At 61.1% G+C, this 18766-nt stretch carries 18 protein-coding genes; 10 read left to right on the top strand and 8 right to left on the bottom strand.

Annotation, left to right across the window (positions count from 1 at the left end):
- Nucleotides 1-43: 43 nt before the first annotated feature.
- From lnt to ybeY, 3 genes are read right to left on the bottom strand one after another with little or no spacing between them, the layout of a single operon-like run.
- Nucleotides 44-1570, bottom strand: coding sequence for an apolipoprotein N-acyltransferase (gene lnt / locus ACZ1HH_RS00985; protein WP_487320335.1), 1527 nt, complete (start codon nucleotides 1568-1570; stop codon nucleotides 44-46).
- On the bottom strand, nucleotides 1567-2469 hold the full coding sequence (locus ACZ1HH_RS00980) for a hemolysin family protein (RefSeq protein ID WP_472637067.1): 903 nt from the start codon (nucleotides 2467-2469) through the stop codon (nucleotides 1567-1569). The genes lnt and ACZ1HH_RS00980 overlap by 4 nt, the downstream gene beginning before the upstream one ends.
- A 22-nt stretch (nucleotides 2470-2491) precedes the next feature.
- Complete coding sequence (gene ybeY / locus ACZ1HH_RS00975) at nucleotides 2492-3004, bottom strand: rRNA maturation RNase YbeY (RefSeq protein ID WP_416367768.1); 513 nt, start codon at nucleotides 3002-3004, stop codon at nucleotides 2492-2494.
- A gap of 74 nt (nucleotides 3005-3078) precedes the next feature.
- Between ybeY and ACZ1HH_RS00970 the strand changes: the two genes are divergently transcribed.
- Nucleotides 3079-3558, top strand: coding sequence for a GNAT family N-acetyltransferase (locus ACZ1HH_RS00970; RefSeq protein WP_416367767.1), 480 nt, complete (start codon nucleotides 3079-3081; stop codon nucleotides 3556-3558).
- Nucleotides 3559-3661: 103 nt separating this feature from the next.
- On the opposite strand, the gene ACZ1HH_RS00965 is transcribed toward ACZ1HH_RS00970, so the two are convergent.
- The 4 genes from ACZ1HH_RS00965 to miaB all read right to left on the bottom strand — a co-directional run bounded on the left by ACZ1HH_RS00965 (nucleotide 3662) and on the right by miaB (nucleotide 7458).
- A complete protein-coding gene (locus tag ACZ1HH_RS00965) occupies nucleotides 3662-4678 on the bottom strand; it encodes a PhoH family protein (RefSeq protein ID WP_416367766.1) in 1017 nt (338 codons plus the stop codon).
- 217 nt (nucleotides 4679-4895) lie between these two features.
- On the bottom strand, nucleotides 4896-5201 hold the full coding sequence (locus ACZ1HH_RS00960) for a hypothetical protein (protein ID WP_011537555.1): 306 nt from the start codon (nucleotides 5199-5201) through the stop codon (nucleotides 4896-4898).
- 11 nt (nucleotides 5202-5212) lie between these two features.
- Nucleotides 5213-5791: an OmpA family protein gene (locus tag ACZ1HH_RS00955; protein WP_472637066.1), complete on the bottom strand. Its 579-nt coding sequence runs from the start codon at nucleotides 5789-5791 to the stop codon at nucleotides 5213-5215.
- 344 nt (nucleotides 5792-6135) lie between these two features.
- Nucleotides 6136-7458, bottom strand: a complete 1323-nt coding sequence (gene miaB, locus ACZ1HH_RS00950) for a tRNA (N6-isopentenyl adenosine(37)-C2)-methylthiotransferase MiaB (RefSeq protein ID WP_472637065.1) — start codon at nucleotides 7456-7458, stop codon at nucleotides 6136-6138.
- A 164-nt stretch (nucleotides 7459-7622) separates the two neighbouring features.
- On the opposite strand from miaB, the gene ACZ1HH_RS00945 reads away from it, so the two are divergent.
- Nucleotides 7623-8492 carry a glycosyltransferase family protein gene (locus ACZ1HH_RS00945; protein WP_472637064.1) on the top strand — a complete coding sequence of 290 codons (870 nt, stop codon included), beginning with the start codon at nucleotides 7623-7625 and terminating at the stop codon, nucleotides 8490-8492.
- A gap of 147 nt (nucleotides 8493-8639) precedes the next feature.
- Here ACZ1HH_RS00945 and irrA read toward each other — a convergent pair whose 3' ends face one another.
- The gene (irrA, locus tag ACZ1HH_RS00940; protein WP_011537551.1) at nucleotides 8640-9068 is read right to left on the bottom strand and encodes an iron response transcriptional regulator IrrA; all 429 of its coding nucleotides are present in this window, start codon (nucleotides 9066-9068) and stop codon (nucleotides 8640-8642) included.
- A 227-nt stretch (nucleotides 9069-9295) separates the two neighbouring features.
- Here irrA and fabA point away from each other — a divergent pair, with 227 nt between their 5' ends.
- The 8 genes from fabA to ACZ1HH_RS00900 all read left to right on the top strand — a co-directional run bounded on the left by fabA (nucleotide 9296) and on the right by ACZ1HH_RS00900 (nucleotide 18759).
- Nucleotides 9296-9805, top strand: coding sequence for a bifunctional 3-hydroxydecanoyl-ACP dehydratase/trans-2-decenoyl-ACP isomerase (gene fabA / locus ACZ1HH_RS00935; protein WP_011537550.1), 510 nt, complete (start codon nucleotides 9296-9298; stop codon nucleotides 9803-9805).
- An 82-nt stretch (nucleotides 9806-9887) separates the two neighbouring features.
- Complete coding sequence (gene fabB, locus ACZ1HH_RS00930; protein ID WP_416367764.1) at nucleotides 9888-11117, top strand: beta-ketoacyl-ACP synthase I; 1230 nt, start codon at nucleotides 9888-9890, stop codon at nucleotides 11115-11117.
- Nucleotides 11118-11122: 5 nt separating this feature from the next.
- Nucleotides 11123-11917 (top strand): enoyl-ACP reductase FabI, encoded by a 795-nt coding sequence (locus tag ACZ1HH_RS00925; RefSeq protein WP_416367763.1) that lies wholly within the window; start codon nucleotides 11123-11125, stop codon nucleotides 11915-11917.
- Between the two features lie 139 nt (nucleotides 11918-12056).
- The gene (locus ACZ1HH_RS00920; protein ID WP_011537547.1) at nucleotides 12057-12689 is read left to right on the top strand and encodes an HD domain-containing protein; all 633 of its coding nucleotides are present in this window, start codon (nucleotides 12057-12059) and stop codon (nucleotides 12687-12689) included.
- Nucleotides 12686-13297: a TetR/AcrR family transcriptional regulator gene (locus tag ACZ1HH_RS00915; protein ID WP_416367761.1), complete on the top strand. Its 612-nt coding sequence runs from the start codon at nucleotides 12686-12688 to the stop codon at nucleotides 13295-13297. The genes ACZ1HH_RS00920 and ACZ1HH_RS00915 overlap by 4 nt, the downstream gene beginning before the upstream one ends.
- A gap of 74 nt (nucleotides 13298-13371) precedes the next feature.
- Complete coding sequence (locus ACZ1HH_RS00910) at nucleotides 13372-13959, top strand: ImuA family protein (protein WP_487320334.1); 588 nt, start codon at nucleotides 13372-13374, stop codon at nucleotides 13957-13959.
- Nucleotides 13901-15379 carry a Y-family DNA polymerase gene (locus tag ACZ1HH_RS00905; protein ID WP_487320333.1) on the top strand — a complete coding sequence of 493 codons (1479 nt, stop codon included), beginning with the start codon at nucleotides 13901-13903 and terminating at the stop codon, nucleotides 15377-15379. Before ACZ1HH_RS00910 ends, ACZ1HH_RS00905 begins: the two co-directional genes overlap by 59 nt.
- On the top strand, nucleotides 15379-18759 hold the full coding sequence (locus ACZ1HH_RS00900) for an error-prone DNA polymerase (RefSeq protein ID WP_472637063.1): 3381 nt from the start codon (nucleotides 15379-15381) through the stop codon (nucleotides 18757-18759). The genes ACZ1HH_RS00905 and ACZ1HH_RS00900 overlap by 1 nt, the downstream gene beginning before the upstream one ends.
- Nucleotides 18760-18766 lie beyond the last annotated feature (7 nt).

Below are 18766 nucleotides of genomic sequence, written 5' to 3'. Positions count from 1 at the left end.
TTAAGCGCACTCGTGTGCTGGGTCAATCTATAGCTTTGAGAGATTAAGCAAGTGTTCGCCGGCGCTTCAAACGCAAACGTGGCAGCACGGAGACACCCAAGAGAAAGGCCGCCACCAATGCCGCCGGCCAATCCCCGGTGCCACTGTAGAGCGTCGGAGGCAGCGGCGCGGGCAGGCGGGCATCGAGATATCCGGAGGTGTTCAGGGCCAAACTATCGCGGATCTGACCATAGGGGTCGATCACGGCGGTGATCCCGGTATTGGCAACGCGCACCATGGGCAGCCCCTGTTCGGCGGCCCTCAGTTGTGCCTGTACGAGGTGCTGATAGGGGCCCGAATAGCTCCCGAACCACGCGTCATTGGTAATCAGCACCAGATAATCGGGGCGCTCGGGGGCTGCGTTGACATCCTGGGCAAACACACCCTCGTAGCAGATCAGCGCAAGCGCCCGGCCTGCGGAGGTCTGCAAGAGCCTGCGTTCCGTGCCGGGCGCGTAGCCCCCCTTGGCGCGTGACGCGAGGCCGAAGACGCCAAACCTCTCCCAGAATTGCGGGAGCGGCATATACTCCCCAAAGGGCACAAGATGCATCTTGTCATAGATGTCGAGCGCCTCTCCCGCAGCATTCATCACCACGGCGGAGTTCATGTAGCGCCCGTTTTCCTCGCGCTGAATCCCATAGAGAAGCTCTGACCCTCTGGTCGCTTCCACCAGTGCGGGCCGGAAGTCGTCAATGTAGTTCTGGAGTGTCGGGATGGCAGTTTCGGGCCAGATCACCAGATCAGGACGATTCCCAAAGGCCTGCTCCGGCTCGGCGGCGGTATACTCCAACATCCGTTGCACAAATGACCACCGCTTTTCAGGGAGCCATTTCTCCGCCTGCGGCGCATTTGGCTGTACCAGCCGCACGGTCTGCTCGGTGAGGGGCAGATGACCCCCAAACGGCTGCCCCTGCGGTAGCCAGATCGTCACAACCCCAACCAATGCTGCGGGCCCAATAGCCAAAAGAGGACGCCGCCGGATCAAGACGAGCGGTAAAATGGCCAACAAGATGGCCAATGCCACACCATGCGGCCCCACCCAGGGCACCGCCCGCAGTGCCAGATCGCCGATCAAGGCAAGCTGCGCAAACCCGGCCCAAGGAAACCCCGTGAGCACATAGGCCCGTGCCAGCTCCATAAGCGTCCAGCCACCGATGAGCGCGAATATGCGCCCGTTCCCGCGCCCAAGCCGCGCCGCCCCCCAGAACGCCACGCCCCAGAACAGCGCGAGCCCCGCCGCCATCAACATCAGCGCAAAGGGCGCCATCCAGCCAAACGTCGCCGCATCGACCTGAAACGGCTCCATGATCCAACTGAGACCAAAGCCAAAATAGCCACATCCAAACAGCCAACCAACCACGGCGGCAGCGCGTGGAGAGGACGCATGATCAAAAAGCGCGGCCACAACCAACAGCGATATCGGCGTCGCCCAAACAGCAGAGACGGGAGCCAAGCCCTGCGCCATAAGCGCGCCCGCTCCCGCCGCCAGCCCATAGGAGCCGACCCTGCCGAGCCGTTGCGGCAAGTTCATTCTGCCGCGATACCCGGCAGACGCACGCGCAACCGCTTGATCCGGCGCGGATCTGCGTCAACGACCTCGAATTCCGCGCCCTCTGGATGCTCGATCACTTCTCCACGGGCCGGAACCCGCCCCGAGAGCATAAAGACCAGCCCGCCAAGCGTGTCGATCTCTTCCCCATCCACATCTTCATGCTGCGTCAGGGGGATGCCGATCTCATTTTCGAAGTCCACCAGCGGGGTGCGCGCCTGCGCGACATAGCAGCCTGGCTTTTCCTGCACCCAGGTCTGATCCTCACCACTGTCGTGCTCATCCTCGATTTCGCCCACGACCTGCTCGATCAGATCCTCAATCGTCACAAGACCGTCAACACCGCCATATTCGTCGATCACCAAGGCCATATGCCGGCGCTCTGCCTGCATCTTGGTCAGCAAAACGCCAATCGGCATCGACGGCGGCACAAACAGGAGGGGCCGCAGCATCGGGGTGATGTCAAAATCGTCGTTTTCACAGTCAAACCCGTAGGTCAGCGCCAGATCCTTGAGGTGCACAAACCCCAATGGCGTATCAAGCGTGCCTTCATAGACCGGAATACGGGTAAAGCCTGAATCACGGAACACGCGAACCAGATCTTCGCGGGAGATGGTCACAGGAACAGCGTCGATTTCCGCAGTGGGAATGGCCACGTCTTCGACGCGCAACCGGCGCAGGTTCATCATGCCCGGAGGCGGATCCGCCAGGACCTCATCCTCGCCGCTTTCCGGCTCATTGTCCTCAGCGGACGGGGAGAAACTCCCAAAAATCTTGCTCAGGAATCCGGGCGTCTCTGCCCCGTCCACATGCGGTTCCGTCGCTTCAATATCCTGCAGCGCGCGATGCGCTGCGTTAGAACTGCCTTCTATATCGCCCATTGATCCATTCCAAAGAGGCCTCTCACGGCCCGTCCTCTATGATATATGGGTCAGGAATACCCAGTTTGCCAAGTATCCCCACCTCCAAAGTTTCCATAATCGTGGCGTCGCCGTCACGAATGTGATCGTACCCCAAAAGATGCAATGTTCCGTGAACAAGCAGATGACGCACGTGATCCTCGCGTGATTTATGCGCCAAATCGGCCTCTTTTACGCAGGTATCATAGGAAATCGCGATATCGCCCAGCGCCGCATCCCCCATAAAATCGACCTCCGGGGGAGTGGGCTGACCACCGTCTTGGGCGGCAGCCAACTCCTGCGCAGGCCAGCTCAGCACATTCGTCGGTTTTGGCTTTTCGCGAAACTCTGCATTAAGATCCGCAATCCGCGCATCATCACAGCCGAGGACCGTGACTTCCCAATCCTCATCTTCAAGCTCAAGATAGGCCAGCGTCGCCGAAACGGCCTCTTGTGCCTGTTTCTCGAGCGCCGCCGCATCCCAACGCGCATCTTCAATCACAACATCCAGTATCATCCTGCCGCCATAGCTTGACCCGCCCCGGAAAAAAAGAACCTTTGAAAGCACCCGCCCTATGAAGGACCCCATCGATGCCCACAGCGCTTGATATTCGCCCTGCAGATCCCGCCAGCGCCCCCGTAAAACCACTACTGGAAGCGCATCTGAAACATACCTCGACCACCAGCTCGCCCGAAGCCTGTCACGCGCTGGATCTCGACGCGCTCAAAGCCCCGGAGATCCACTTCTTCGCCGCATATGACAACGACATTGCAGTTGGCTGTGGCGCTCTCAAGGACCTTGGACAAGGCCAGATGGAAGTCAAATCCGTGCATGTGGCCGCCAGCGCCCGCGGACGCGGCATTGCCCGTGCCCTCATGCTCAGGCTGCACGCCTTTGCCGCACAATCCGGTGCAAGAACCCTGTTCCTCGAGACAGGTTCAGACCAGTTGCCAGCCTTTGATGCCGCCCGTGCGCTCTATGAGCGCCTCGGCTACACGTATTGCGCACCATTTGGCGACTACACTGCGCATCCAGAAAGCGCTTTTATGCGCTATGTATGCGCGGGCTAGGTCTTCCCGATCTCTCAAGATGTCCTGCCGGAGGCATCCGACCTTGCATCCCCCACCTTTAACCGGGGCGGAGGCTCAAGGTCGGAGTATACTCATGGAGTATTCAGGCGGAGTTTTCGTCCTTGTCGTAGGCTTCGATGATGGCCGCGACCAGCGGATGGCGTACCACGTCCTTGGCGGTGAAATAATTGAACGAGATCTTGGGAATCGGCGAGAGCAGGCGCTCCGCATCCTGAAGCCCCGACTGCACCCCGCGTGGCAGGTCAACCTGCGAACGGTCCCCCGTAATCACCATACGTGATCCCTCGCCCAGACGGGTCAGGAACATCTTCATCTGCATGGTGGTGGCGTTTTGTGCCTCATCCAGCACCACAAAGGCATTGGACAGGGTGCGCCCGCGCATGAAGGCCAGCGGCGCGATCTCGATGGTCTTTTCTTCCTTCAGCTTTGCCAATTGCTTGCCCGGCAGAAAGTCGTTCAGCGCATCATAGAGCGGCTGCATGTAGGGATCGACTTTTTCCTCCTGCGTGCCCGGCAGGAACCCGAGACGCTCGCCCGCCTCAACCGCTGGACGACACAGGATGATCTTGTCCACATGCCCCTGAATGAACATCGACACGCCCACCGCCACGGCCAAGTAGGTCTTGCCGGTGCCCGCAGGTCCGATGCCAAAGGCCATCTCATGCTCAAAGAGGTTCTTCACATAGACCTTCTGCGCATCGGTGCGCGGCTCCACCAGCTTTTTGCGTGTCTTGATCTCGACCTTGCCGCCGGAAAACATCTCCAATTGGCTATCGGGACCGGCGCCGCCATCTTCATCCGAACGATCCAGACGGATTTCGCGATCGATGTCCTCACGCTCCACGGGACGGCCGCTCTCGAGGCGCTCGTAAAGCACCTGCAACAACTCTCCGGCCTGCTGACGCAGATCGGCATCGCCATGTACGATCAATTGATTGCCACGTCGCACGATCTGAACGCCCATGCGCTGCTCGATCTCCGCAAGATTGCGGTCAAATTCGCCACAAAGCTCTATCAGCAGTCGATTGTCAGGAAATTCCAGCAGCACTTCGGGTGGCTGGGCGTGCTCGGAGGACGGGGGCAGAACACTGGTGGCCAAACGGCTCTCCTGTTTTGGTATTGCCCTCTCAGTCTGCCTCTCCGCGCGCGCACGCGCAAGGCCCCCTCCCAAAACAGGGGCCGGATTTCACGGAACTGAAACATTCTCTGATCTTGCGCTCAAATATGCCCCACAAAGAAATGGGCAGCGCCACTGAGGAGCCGCCCTTCTATGGTCATGTCCGTCCTCTTGCGTGCCGATGCCCGCAGGGGGGGGATCAGATGGGGTCTGCAAACCTCGAGCCGCTTTTGAACGGACCGGAAGCCGTATTGCGCGGTAGATCGCTGTTGCACACCGGGCGGCCATCGGGCGTGCGCCGCGGATCAAGATACCCCTCGACCCCGTCATCCACGATCCAGTGTTCACACCCCTGCGGGTCAACCCAGATCCCGGCTACCAGGCCGGCCAGATCCCCATCGCCACCGTCAAAGAAGTTCCGGTCACGCGTTTTGTCGCCATTGTCACTACAGGCGGCAAGCGAAAGGCCAAGCATCAAGATGGCAATTGCCTTGGTGGTTTTCATAGTCTGGGTCCTCAGCGGCGGATGCAGTAGATTTCAACACGGCGGTTCTGTGCCAGATTGGCCGCGCCGCGGTTGGGAACACGCGGGCTGCGCTCGCCATAGGCACGCACATCCTTGATCCGCGCCCCAACAGAGCGACCGATCTGCGCCACCGCATCAGCGCGGCGCTGTGACAAGGCCATGTTGTATTCGTCAGATGCGCGGCTGTCGGTATGACCCGCCACAACAAAGGACCGGGTTCCGGGCATCACGCTTTGAAACCACTCCTGCAGTCGCTTGCGCCCTGCGGCATTCACGGTGCTGCCATTGGTGGGGAAAAACTGATCCGTCGGCATCATGCCACACAACTGACCGCGACGGCAGACAGGCTTGCCATCCGGGGTCATATGAGTGGTCATATAGCCCTCGGCGCCATCATCCATGACCCAATGTTCGCACCCATCGGGGTCAACCCAAATTGTCGGGACATACCGTTCTGCGCGGATCTGGTTTCCATCCTGCGCCACTGCAGGAGAGGCCCCGCTGAGCACGATGGAAAATCCAACGCAAGCGAGGACCGCAGAGGTCTTGGCGAATACTTGGTCAAACACAACAGGCTTCCTTCGGTTGGCCCACTTGAGAGAAGTCCTTCTGGCTTCCCCGGTCCTAATTACATCTACAGTTTATCCTAATTTTCCCTGAATCTGAGGGCGTTAAAGCGCGAAGTTCGCCCAAAGAAAGGCCGCCCTGAGAAACAATTTCAGGGCATGTGCCGCATTGCCCACGCCAAGAACTCAATCAACGATTTGGCAATAAAGTGACCCCGGTCGCGCGCAAAACTGAGTCGCGCCGCATAAAAGCGCCACTTCAGAGCAAGTCCTCGACACAGTCAAAAAGAAAGGGCGCTGCCAACTTCGGCAGCGCCCCCATTTTTGGGGATACTTGCTGAGGGATGTCAGTCGATCAGTTCACCTGCCAGCGAGTTCGCCCCGGAAGAGACGATCCGCACGCGGCGCAGATCACCGATCTTGGCGTCACAATCGGCCACATGAACGGCATGCAGATAATCAGACTTGCCGACCATCTGCCCTGCAAAGCGCCCGGCCTTTTCAAACAACACGCCCAGTTCGCGTCCCACCATGCTGTCCTGCACCTCCCTCTGCTGACGCGTCAGCACGGCCTGCAGACGCTGCAGCCGGTCATCCGCTTCTTTGGGATCGACTTGCGCACGCTCCGCCGCAGGGGTGCCCGGGCGGGTGGAATATTTGAAGGAATAGGCGGTCCCGTATTTCACTTCTTCCACCAGATCGAGCGTGGCCTGGAAATCCTCTTCGGTCTCTTCCGGGAAGCCGACAATAAAATCGCCCGAGATCAGAATGTCCGGACGCGCCGCGCGGATGCGTTCGATCAGGCGAATGTAGCTTTCGGCGGTGTGGCTGCGGTTCATCCGTTTCAGGATCTTGTCCGATCCGGCCTGCACCGGCAGATGCAGATAGGGCATCAGCTTCTTGCACGTGCCATGTGCCTCGATGAGGTCGTCCATCATGTCATTGGGGTGCGAGGTGGTAAACCGGATCCGCTCCAACCCGTCGATCTTGTCGAGCTCCCAGATCAACTGGGCCAGCGTCATGTCTCCGTTGGGCCCAGCGCCGTGATAGGCATTGACGTTCTGGCCCAGCAAAGTGATCTCGCGCACGCCGCGCTCGACCAGATCCTCTGCCTCGCGCAGCACGCGATCCACCGGACGCGACACCTCTGCACCACGCGTATAAGGCACGACACAGAAGGCGCAGAATTTGTCGCAGCCTTCCTGCACAGTCAAAAACGCGGTGGGTCCACGCTTGGCCTTGGGGCGGCGTTTCAGCTTTTCAAATTTGTCTTCCTCGGGGAAATCGGTGTCGAGCACCTTCTCCCCGGTGCCGGCCTTGGCCTCCATTTCCGGCAGACGGTGGTAGCTTTGCGGGCCGACCACGAGATCCACCAGGGGCTGACGGCGCATGATTTCCTCACCCTCGGCCTGGGCGACGCAACCCGCCACGCCGATCTTGAGATAAGGTTTTTCGGCCTTCAGCCCTTTGAAACGTCCAAGTTCGGAATAGACCTTCTCCGCAGCCTTCTCGCGGATGTGGCATGTATTGAGCAGGATCATATCCGCATCATCAGGCGTCTGTGTCTCCACATACCCCTGCCCGCCCAAAGTCTCGGCCATGCGTTCGCTGTCATAGACGTTCATCTGACAGCCGTAGGTCTTGATATAGAGTTTCTTGGGCGCGGACATGACGTGAGCTACCTTTTTCGGGATGGGCCAAGGCGAAATAACCAGCGGCTGCGCATAGCGCGGATTTAGGCCGCTTGCAATGGCAGGGCAATTACCCGATTTTGTCGTCAAAGACCAGAAGGCGCTCGGCAGCGAAGCCAGAGCAGAGCATAAGGACAGGCCCGATGCATTATCGCGCGCTGGGGGATTTTCTTCAGACAGGCAAACCCATTCTTTCCAAAGGGCCGGTCGCGCTGATCTTTATCGAGGACGAGGTGGAAATCGGCACGACCCTGCGTCACCACCTGAACTGCGGCTTCAAGGCCGTGGTGGCGCTGATGCCGGACGCCTTCGACATCCCCGAAGACGTCGCGCCCCTGATCCATCGCGTGCCCTATGACTGTAGCAGCGCAAATTCGGTGACCATGGCCATGAACCAGATCATCGCGGCCGCCACGCCGGGATGCTGGCTCTACTACTGCTACAACAGCGAATACCTCTTCTACCCGTTCTGCGAGACCCGGACCGTCAGCGAAATGTTGACGTTCCACACCGAAGAGCGCCGCAATGCAATGCTGACATATGTGATCGACCTCTACGCAGGCGACCTCTCGGCCCACCCCAGTGCGGTCTCAATCGAAAACGCGCATCTGGACAAGTCCGGCTATTACGCGCAGGGGCGCAAAGACCCCGAAACAGGGCATCCCCGGGAACGCCAGCTTGACTTTTTTGGTGGTATCCGCTGGCGGCACGAAGAGCACATCCCCGAAACAAGCCGTAAAATCGACCGCATTGCGCTGTTTCAGGCCAAACCTGATCTGACGCTACAATCGGATCACACCTTCAACGATCAGGAATACAACACCTACTCTTGTCCGTGGCATCACAATCTGACGGCCGCGATCTGTTCCTTCCGCGCCGCCAAAGCGCTGAAGCGCAACCCCGGATCGACCTTCGACATTCAGAGCTTCAAATGGCACAACTCCGCCCCGTTTGAGTGGCACTCCCGTCAGCTTCTTGATCTTGGGTTGATGGAGCCGGGACAATGGTTCTGAGCCTGCGCGATCCGGCGCATTGCTCCTTCACCTTTTCCAAAACACCTCGGGGGTGAGGTGAAAAAGCACCGAGGAGGCAGAGCCCCTATTTTTTGCAGGTCTGAGTTCTGTACCGCAGGAATAACGCGCCCGAAGCCAGGGGCCTTTTCAGCCGCGCTCGGCCTTGTGACGCAGGCGGATCACCACATCCACAGAAGCGATTTCCATGCCTTCGGGCGGCTCCGGCAAAGATTGAATGACCAATTCTTCGGACGGGGCATCGGACACACGTCCCTCGCCTTCCCAGTAGTAATGGGGGTGGTCATGCACATTGGTGTCGAAATAGCTCTTGGAGCCATCCACCGTGATTTCCTGAAGCACGCCCGCATCGCAAAAAGCGCGCAAAGTATTGTAGACCGTCGCCAGCGAGACGGCGGCGCCATCATCTTTGGCGGCGTCAAACAGGCTTTCTGCGGTCACATGGCGGTGCTGTCCATCGCCGATGAGCAGAGCAGCCAGCGTCACGCGCTGCCGAGTCGGGCGCAGGCCCGCCTCCATCAGCCACTTGTTGGCATTCTCTTCATGGGTCGGTGTCATCTCACCTTCCTAGCATTCATTGCGACCTCAGGCTTATATCGCACTATCCTGCCTTTTTTCAAACGGATTTGCAAAAAACGTCTTCGCCGCGCGGCACGGGCCGGACGTTACTCCGCCAAAGACCTTTGCACTTGCGGCATCGCGCTCCCCTTGCAGGACATGTGAACGCGATGTTAATGGGGGCGTTGAACCTATATTCAGACCCACAGGCAGGAGTTGCCCCGCACATGGCCCAATACCCCAACAGCTTTGACAAAGAAGACCTGCTTAAATGCGCAAGAGGCGAGCTGTTTGGACCCGGCAACGCACAATTGCCTGCTCCGCCGATGCTGATGATGGACCGCATCACCGAGGTGAGCGCGGATGGGGGCGAGCATGGCAAAGGCCATATCCTCGCCGAATTCGACATCACCCCGGACCTGTGGTTCTTTGACTGTCACTTCCCCGGCAACCCGATCATGCCCGGCTGTCTCGGACTCGATGGTCTGTGGCAGCTCACGGGCTTTAACCTTGGCTGGCGCGGCTGGCAGGGACGCGGCTACGCGCTTGGCGTTGGGGAGGTCAAATTGACCGGCATGGTGCGCCCGGATCGCAAAATGCTGACCTATCGCGTCGATTTCACCAAGGCAATCCAGACCCGCCGCTTGACCATGGGCGTCGCAGACGGGATCGTGGAAGCCGATGGAGAAGTGATCTATCAGGTTAAGGACATGAAGGTGGCTCTGTCCGAGAGCTGATCCGCCTGTCGGATTGCCTCGGGCCCCCAGAGCCCTCCAATTGGGGTGCGCCCCCTTCACACCAGTTACAGGAGTACGCAATATGCGTCGCGTCGTCGTCACCGGCTTGGGGATTGTCTCCTCGATCGGGAACAATGCCGAAGAGGTCATCGCCTCCCTACGGGCCGGAAAGTCCGGGATTGTCGCCAGCGAAGAGATGGCGGAGCATGGCTTTCGCAGCCAGATCGCAGGCACGCTGAAAATCGACCCTGCCGAGCACGTGGACAAGCGCACCCTGCGCTTCATGGGCCCCGGTGCGGCCTATGCCCATATCGCTATGGGCCAGGCGATTGCAGATGCGGGCCTCTCCGAAGATCAGGTCGTCAACGAGCGCACCGGTCTGGTGGCAGGCTCTGGCGGGCCGTCCACGTCCTCAATGCTGACCGCGCATCAGACCGTGCTGAAAACCGGCGCAACCAAGCGCATCGGGCCCTTCGCAGTGCCAAAGTGCATGTCCTCTACGATCTCGGCCAACCTTGCGACAGCCTACAAGATCAAGGGCATCAACTACTCCATCACCTCGGCCTGCTCCACATCGCTGCACTGCATCGGCAACGCCGCAGAGCAGATCATGATGGGCAAGCAGGACGTGATGTTTGCCGGTGGTGGCGAGGAACTGGACTGGACCCTGTCCTGCCTCTTTGACGCCATGGGCGCGATGTCCTCCAAATACAACGACACCCCCGAAAAAGCCTCCCGCGCGTTCGATCAGGACCGCGATGGTTTTGTGATCTCGGGCGGTGGCGGCATAGTGGTGCTCGAGGATCTCGAACACGCGCTGGCGCGGGGCGCCAAGATCTATGCAGAAGTCACAGGCTTTGCTGCGACGTCCGACGGGCATGACATGGTCGCACCGTCCGGCGAGGGCGGCGAGCGCGCGATGCGACTGGCCCTGCAAACCCTGCCCGAGGGGCGCAAGGTGTCTTATATCAACGCCCATGGCACCTCGACCCCGGTGGGCGATGTCGGCGAGGTTGAGGCCGCGCGCCGTGTCTTTGGCGCCGGCAATGTGCCGCCAATTTCCTCGACCAAATCCATGACCGGCCATGCGCAGGGTGCGGCAGGCGCTCTGGAGGCAATCTTCTGCCTCTTGATGCTCGACAATGATTTCATCACGCCGTCCATCAACGTCGAGACCCTCGCAGAGGGCATCGAAGAGGGCGAAGTGGCCACACAATATGTTGAAAACGCAGGGCTCGACAGTGTCATGACCAACAGCTTCGGCTTTGGCGGCACCAACGGCTCCATGGTTCTGAGTAAGTACAAGGAATAACGACCGTGACTGGAGTATTGACCGGCAAACGGGGCCTGATCATGGGCGTTGCAAACGAACGCTCGATCGCTTGGGGGATCGCCAAGGCGATGCATGAGGCAGGGGCCGAGCTGGCCTTTACCTACCAGGGCGAAGCCTTTGGCAAACGTCTTGAACCGCTTGCGGCCTCGGTAGACAGCGACTTCATGGTGGACGTGGATGTCACCGATGATGCCTCGCTCGATACGGCGTTCGAACAACTGGGCGCCCGCTGGCCAAAGATTGATTTCCTTGTCCACGCGATTGCGTATTCGGACAAAAACGAGCTTACCGGCCGGTTCATCAACACCAGTCGTGCGAACTTCAAGAACTCCATGGATATCTCTGCCTATTCCTTCATCGAGGTGGCGCGCCGCGCCTACCCGCTGATGCAGGAAAACGGCGGCGGCACGATGATGACGCTCACCTACGGTGGCTCCAATCGCGTGACGCCGAACTACAATGTAATGGGTGTGGCCAAGGCCGCATTGGAAAGCGCCACGCGCTATCTGGCCAATGACCTTGGTCCCGATGGCATCCGCGTAAATGCGATTTCCCCCGGCCCGATGAAAACCCTCGCCGGGGCTGCGATCGGTGGTGCGCGCAAGACCTACAAGCATACCGAGCAGAACGCTCCGCTGCGGTCGAACGCCACGCTTGAGGCCGTCGGCGGCACCGCCGTCTACCTGGCGTCCGACGCGGGCGCCTATACCACGGGCGAGATCATCCGCGTTGATGGCGGCTTCCATGTGCTTGGCATGCCCCAACAAGAACACCTCTGATATTACTCATAATATCATGGTCTTAAGGCGCCCTTCGGGGCGCCTTTTCTTTTTGTCACAAGCGATCTGAAGCCCGGCTCTTTTATTTTATACCGAATCGCATAATAAAGGTGCAACCTTTGCGTACAGGATAATTCAGATGCTTCTCACCGACCTTGTGACCCCGCCCGACACAGCCCTCTGCGCCGCCGCAGAAGAGATGGCGCGCATGGCCAGCGATCCCTTCCTCTACAACCATGTCAGCCGCTCCTATATCTTTGGCGCGCTGGCGGCGCGCGCAACGGGCACGCAGTATGATCCGGAGCTGTTTTACATCGCCGCAATGCTGCACGACCTTGGCCTGACCGAAACCTATATGGCGGAAGATCGCTTTGAGGTGGACGCCGCCGAAGCCGCCGCCAAGTTCCTCGCGGCGCAAAATGTCGAACAATCCCGCATCGACCGTGTCTGGGATGCGATTGCGCTGCACACGACGTTTTCGATCCCGCAGAAAAAGTCGCCCGAGGCAGCCTTGGTGCAAATCGGCGCAGGGCTCGATGTGGGCGTCATGCCGCATGACCATATCACCCCAGAAGTGATGGAGCAGGTGCTTGACGCCTACCCTCGACTGGGGTTCAAAAAGGCCATGGAACAAGCCCTCATCAAGGTCTATGCCGCCAAGCCCATGACGGCGATGCATAATTTTGGTGCCGACGTGGCCCATCGTCATGTGCCGGACTTTCACCCGCCGCATTTTTGCGATGTCCTGCATGGGGCGGATTTCCCCGAATGAGCAAGGCGGGGCAAATACGGGGTCGGGGGCGTCCGCGCAAGTTCGACGAACAGGTGGTGCGCCAGACCATCCTCAGCGTGTTCTGGGAGAAGGGCTATGCCGCTACATCGCTGGATGACCTGTCCAAGGCCACCGGCCTCGTCCGCCCCAGCCTCTATGCGGCCTTTGGTAACAAGGAAGAGATGTTCCTGCGCGCGATGGATGATTTTGTCATCCGCGTGCAGAGTGATCTGAACCGACAAGTGCCCCGCGACGCGACGCCCGAAGACGCGTTGCGGATCATCTACACCGCCATGCTGGAGATCTATAGCGGGGCGCATGCGAAGGGCTGCCTGGTTTTCTCGACCGCTGTCGCAGAGGCCCCCGCGCACCCGGAGATTCGCGCCCGGCTGGCCCAGCGCCTGGTGCAGACCGACGCGCAGTTTCGCCGCCTTTTTGACCACACCGCCCCGGGTGCATCAGAGACCGCAAGACAGGCCGCCGCTGAGATGGCAGCGGCGGTTCTGCATTCGCTGGGCCTGCGGGTACGGGCAGGCGCCGAGCCGGATGAGGTGCGGCGCTTTATTGAAACCGCGGCCCGTTCCATTGCCGCCGGGCTGGCCCCCTAAGAGGCGCGAGACAATCCGGCGCAGGCAGTGTATGGGTGTTGACCCTGTCCCCTTCTTTGCCTTGAATATGCGCCATGGCCAACGCCCCCCTCCCCTTTCCCCTTGTTGAAGGCCGCGCCCATGAGGTCTGCGGCGCAGGGGCCTATAGCTTTGCTTTCGCGCTGGCAGCTGCGCGCGGCGGGCAGGTGCTCTGGGTGCGCGAAACCTGGGAAGCCGCACGAGTCAACCCGGATGGATTCGCGGAGTTCATCAACCCAGCCGATCTGCTCTTGTGCAATGCGCCCAGCCAGATCGACGCCCTTGCCGCCACCGAAGAGGCGCTGCGCTCTGGCGCAGTGGCGCTCGTTGTGGTGAGCCTCACCAAACCCCTTGGCCTGACCGAAGGGCGGCGCCTGCAACTGGCCGCAAAGGAAGGGAAATCCATCGGGCTGGCCCTGATCCCAGAGGGCATGGGCAGCAATGCCGCTGAAACCCGCTGGCGCTGTAGCCCTCATTTTGACGCCGCCGAGACCTCGCCAAATCGACCCTCGCCTTCGCCCGATGACTCGACTCTCCAGCGGTGGGAGCTTATTAAGAACAAATCAGGAACATTGGGTGTCTGGTATGTTCGATGGGATAGAGCGTCGCGTCGTATCGCTATGGTTTCCCCGGCTGGCAAGTGACCGGGCATTACGGCTGAATCCAAATGATGGCCCCTTTGTCCTGACCCTCAAGGAAAACAATGCCAACCGGATTCATTGCCTCAACGCCACCGCCGAGGCACAGGGACTTCATAAAGGGATGACCTATTCTGATGCGCGCGCCTTTTGCCCGGATCTGCGCAGCCAGGTGGCGCACCCCCCAGAGGACCAGCGATTCTTGCAGGGACTGCGCCGCTGGGCCACGCGCTATTGCCCCTGGGTGGGGCTTGAGGGCGATGACGGGTTGGTGCTCGATGTCACCGGTTCCACGCATCTGTTCGGCGGCGAAGAGGCGATGCTGACGCAGATGCGTCGGCGGCTGGCACGCGCCGGAATGACAGTGCGGATCGGGTTGGGCGATACCCGTGGGGCGGCCTGGGCACTGGCTCATTACGGCGAGGGGATCGCCCCTGCTGGTGACATGCTGGAGGCGCTCGCCCCCTTGCCCGTGGCGGCGCTGCGACTGGACACCAACACCTCGGTTGCCCTGCAGCGTCTGGGGATCCGCACGATCCGCGAGCTGGCCACCACGCCGCGCGCGCCGCTCACGCGCCGCTTTGGCCCCACGGCGCTGATGCGACTGGATCAGGCCCTTGGAAATCAGCCCGAGGAGATCAGCCCGCAAGCCGAGCCGCCCCATTACGGCGTGCGCCTGACCCTGCCCGAGCCCATCGGGCTGGTCGGGGATGTCATGGCGGGCATCCGGCGTCTGCTGGAGCAGCTCTGCCCAAAGCTACAGGCGCAGGAGGTCGGCGCGCGCCGGCTCTGCGTGACACTGGGGCGCGTGGACCGCGACAGCCAGCAGATCGAGCTGCGCCTCGCACGCCCCTTGCATGACGCCCATCGCATCCTGCCGCTGTTCGAGCGCGGGCTAAAGGATCTGGACGCCGGTTTCGGCATCGAACGTTTGCGCCTTGAGGCCACCGTGGTGGAACCCCTGCCTGCGCGCCAGCTCAATCACGTCTCGGCGGCGCGCAAGGACAAGCTCGAAGACCTGATCTCGCGCCTTGGCACACGGGTGGGGCTAGAGAACATCCAGCGGTTCCTGCCCGCCGACAGCCACATCCCGGAGCGCAGCTTTATCATCTCGCCCGCCGCCTACTCAGACCCCGCACCTCATTGGACCCTGCCGCGCCCGCGCCCGCTGCTGCTGTTTGCCCCCGAACCCATCGCCGGACGCACCCCGCGCCCCCCGCAACGGTTTCGCTGGCGACGCATGGCGTTGACCACCGGTCGCGCCATCGGTCCCGAACGGATCTGCCCAGAGTGGTGGATGGAGGACGAGGCCTGGCGCAGCGGGCTGCGCGACTATTGGCGGGTGGAGACCCAAGAAGGGCGCAGGCTCTGGCTGTTTTTCACGCCCCAAGCCCCAAGCTGGTTCGTGCAGGGGGAGTTCGCCTGATGGAGCCCAACCGAACCCACCGCCCGGTCGAGACCTTCAGCACCGCGCGCCTGAGCCCCCCGCACGCGGGGCCCGGCTATGCCGAGCTCTGCGTGACCAGCAACTTCACCTTTCTGACCGGGGCTTCTCATCCCGAGGAACTGGTGACCCGAGCCGCGGAACTCGGGCTTGCCGCTATCGCCATAACGGATCGCAACTCATTGGCCGGGGTGGTGCGCGCCTGGAGCGCCCTGAAAGAGCTGCGGCGTGAGGCAGAGGCGGGTATCCAGATCCGCTCGCACCAGCGCGTTGATCCCTCCTCGCGCCAGAAGATCGACACCTCCGCGCCGCTTGAGCCGCCTGCGGCCCCGACCCTGCCCAAGCTGATTGTCGGCTGTCGTCTGGTGCTGCGCGACAGCCAGACCGACTGGATTGCCCTGCCCCGCGACCGGGCTGCCTACGCGCGCCTGACCCGCCTTTTGACGCTTGGCAAACGACGCGCACCCAAGGGCGAATGTCATCTGGACGCCAGAGATCTGATGGCGGCCTGCCGAGGCATGAGTCTGATTGCGCTGCCACAAGCGGATCTGAAAACCGCCATTCCCGAGATCCGCCGGATGCAGCAATGTTTTCCGCATCATGTGTTTCTAGGCGCAGCGCCCCGGTACGATGGCAGCGATCAGGCCTATCTGGCGGCCTGCGCTCATGCCGCGCAGATCACAAGCGCACCAATGGTGGCGGTCGGGGATGTGCTGATGCACCGCGCCAGCCGCAGACCGCTGGCGGATGTGCTGACCTGCATGCGCGAACATATCACCATTGATGAAATCGGCAGCCGCGCCCTGCCGAACTCTGAACGCCGCCTCAAGGCGGGCGCAGACATGGCCCGGCTCTTTCAGGCCCACCCCGCCGCCCTGCGCCGCACGCTGGAGATCGCGGATAAATGCAGCTTCGATCTCGGCGAGCTGTCCTATGACTACCCGCATGAGATCGTCGATGGTGAGACGCCGCAGGCGCGGCTTGAGCGGCTGGCGGCAGAGGGGCTCAGGTGGCGCTATCCCGACGGCCCCACGCAAAAAGCCGTCGCCCTCATGGACAAGGAACTGAAACTCGTCGCGGAACTGGGCTTTGCCGCCTATTTCCTGACCGTGCATGACATCGTGCAATACGCCAAATCGCAGAACATCCTCTGCCAGGGGCGTGGCTCAGCAGCGAATTCGATCCTGTGTTACCTGCTTGGCATCACCGACGTCAGCCCCGACATGATCACCATGGTGTTTGAACGCTTTGTCTCGCGATACCGGGGCGAGCCGCCGGACATCGATGTGGATTTCGAACATGAACGCCGCGAGGAGGTGATCCAATGGATCTACCAGAAGTACGGCCGCGACCGGGCGGGGCTTTGTGCCACCGTGATCCATTTCCGCTCGCGCGCCGCCATCCGCGAGGTGGGCAAGGTCATGGGTCTCTCTCAGGACGTCACTGCAGGCCTGTCGGGCCAGATCTGGGGCATGAGCAACGGCGGCGTTGATCTCAAACGCATCGAAGAGCTTGGCCTCGACATTCAGGACCGCCGCCTGATGCAGACCATCCGGTTGATCGGAGAGATCATCGGCTTTCCCCGGCATCTGTCCCAGCACGTCGGCGGTTTTGTCATCACCAAGGGCCGCCTGGATGAGCTGGCCGTGATTGAAAACGCCGCGATGGAAGACCGCACCGTGATCGAGTGGGACAAGGACGACATCGACGCGCTTGGCATCCTGAAAGTCGACGTGCTGTCGCTTGGCATGCTCACCTGCCTGCAAAAATCCTTTGCCCTGCTCAAGGCGCATGAGGGTGAGACCCTTTCTATCGGCACCGTTCCCCAGGAGGATGCCAAGACCTATGCCATGCTCTGCCGCGCGGATGCGGTCGGGGTCTTTCAGGTGGAGAGCCGGGCACAGATGAACTTTCTGCCCCGCATGCAGCCGCGCGAGTTTTATGATCTGGTGATCGAGGTGGCGATCGTACGCCCCGGCCCCATTCAGGGCGATATGGTCCAGCCCTATATCCGCCGCCGCAATGGTCTCGAGGAGCCCGAACCCTTTGGCCCGGAGCTTGAACAGGTCACCAAACGCACCTTGGGCGTGCCTCTGTTTCAGGAACAGGCCATGCAGATTGCCGTGGTCGGTGCGGGCTTCACCCCCGAAGAAGCCGACCACCTGCGTCGTTCGCTGGCGTCCTTTCGGCGCATGGGCACCATTGGCACCTTTCGCGACAAGTTCATCAACGGCATGCTCGACAAAGGCTACAGCCAGGAGGTCGCCGCGCGCTGCTTTTCTCAGATCGAGGGCTTTGCCGATTATGGCTTTCCCGAAAGTCACGCAGCCGCCTTTGCCATGCTGGCCTATGTTTCGGCCTGGCTCAAATGCCACCATCCGGCGGTCTTTGCCTGCGCGCTTTTGAACTCACAGCCGATGGGGTTCTATGCCCCGGCCCAGATCGTACGCGATGCGCGCGAACACGGCGTCGAGATCAGGCCGATCTGCGTCAATGCGTCGGATTGGGATAACCAGCTGGAGCGTCGCCCGGATGGGGCGCTGGCCCTGCGACTGGGGTTTCGCCAAATCAAAGGGTTTCGCGAGGAGGACGCAGGCTGGATCACCGCCGCGCGCGGCAATGGCTATCCCGACCCAGAATCGCTGTGGCTGCGCGCTGGCCTGCGCCCGGATGTCCTGACCCGGCTCGCCGAGGCGGATGCGTTTTCCGACATGGGGCTTACACGCCGCGACGCCCTGTGGCAGGTCAAGGCAATCCGCAGCGCCAAGCCATTGCCTCTGTTTGACGACCCGATTGATGGCGAGAGCATTTCAGAGCCTGCCGTAGACCTGCCCGTCATGCATCTGGGCGAAGAGGTCGTGGAGGATTACATCTCCACCCGGCTGACACTGCGCGCACATCCGATGGAATTGCTGCGCCCCGCGCTGCCGGGCCTCACCCCGCATGCCGCGCTTCTGGACGCGCCATTGGGGCGGCACACGGTCTGCGGGCTGGTGATCACACGCCAGCGCCCCGGCACGGCATCGGGTGTCATCTTTCTGACGCTGGAGGATGAAACCGGGGTCAGCAATGTGGTCGTCTGGCCCAAGATTTATGAACAATATCGCCGCATCGTCATGGGAGGGCGGCTGCTGCAGGTGCGCGGATATCTGCAACGCGAAGGGATCGTCGTGCATCTGATCGCCCAGGAGATCACCGATATGTCGCACCGGCTCTCCGATCTTGGGCACCCGCTGGACGAGGCCGTGGGGATCACCCAACCGCAGGCCGATGACGCCCCCCGCCCCAGACAGGCCACCACAAGCGCGCGCCATCCACGTGAACAGGCCAAGCGCCTGTTTCCAAGCCGAGATTTTCACTAGGTAGCCA

The sequence above is a fragment of the Epibacterium sp. HA2-3 genome, assembly GCF_055693725.2.
This window is presented reverse-complemented; position numbering and strand designations above follow the sequence as displayed.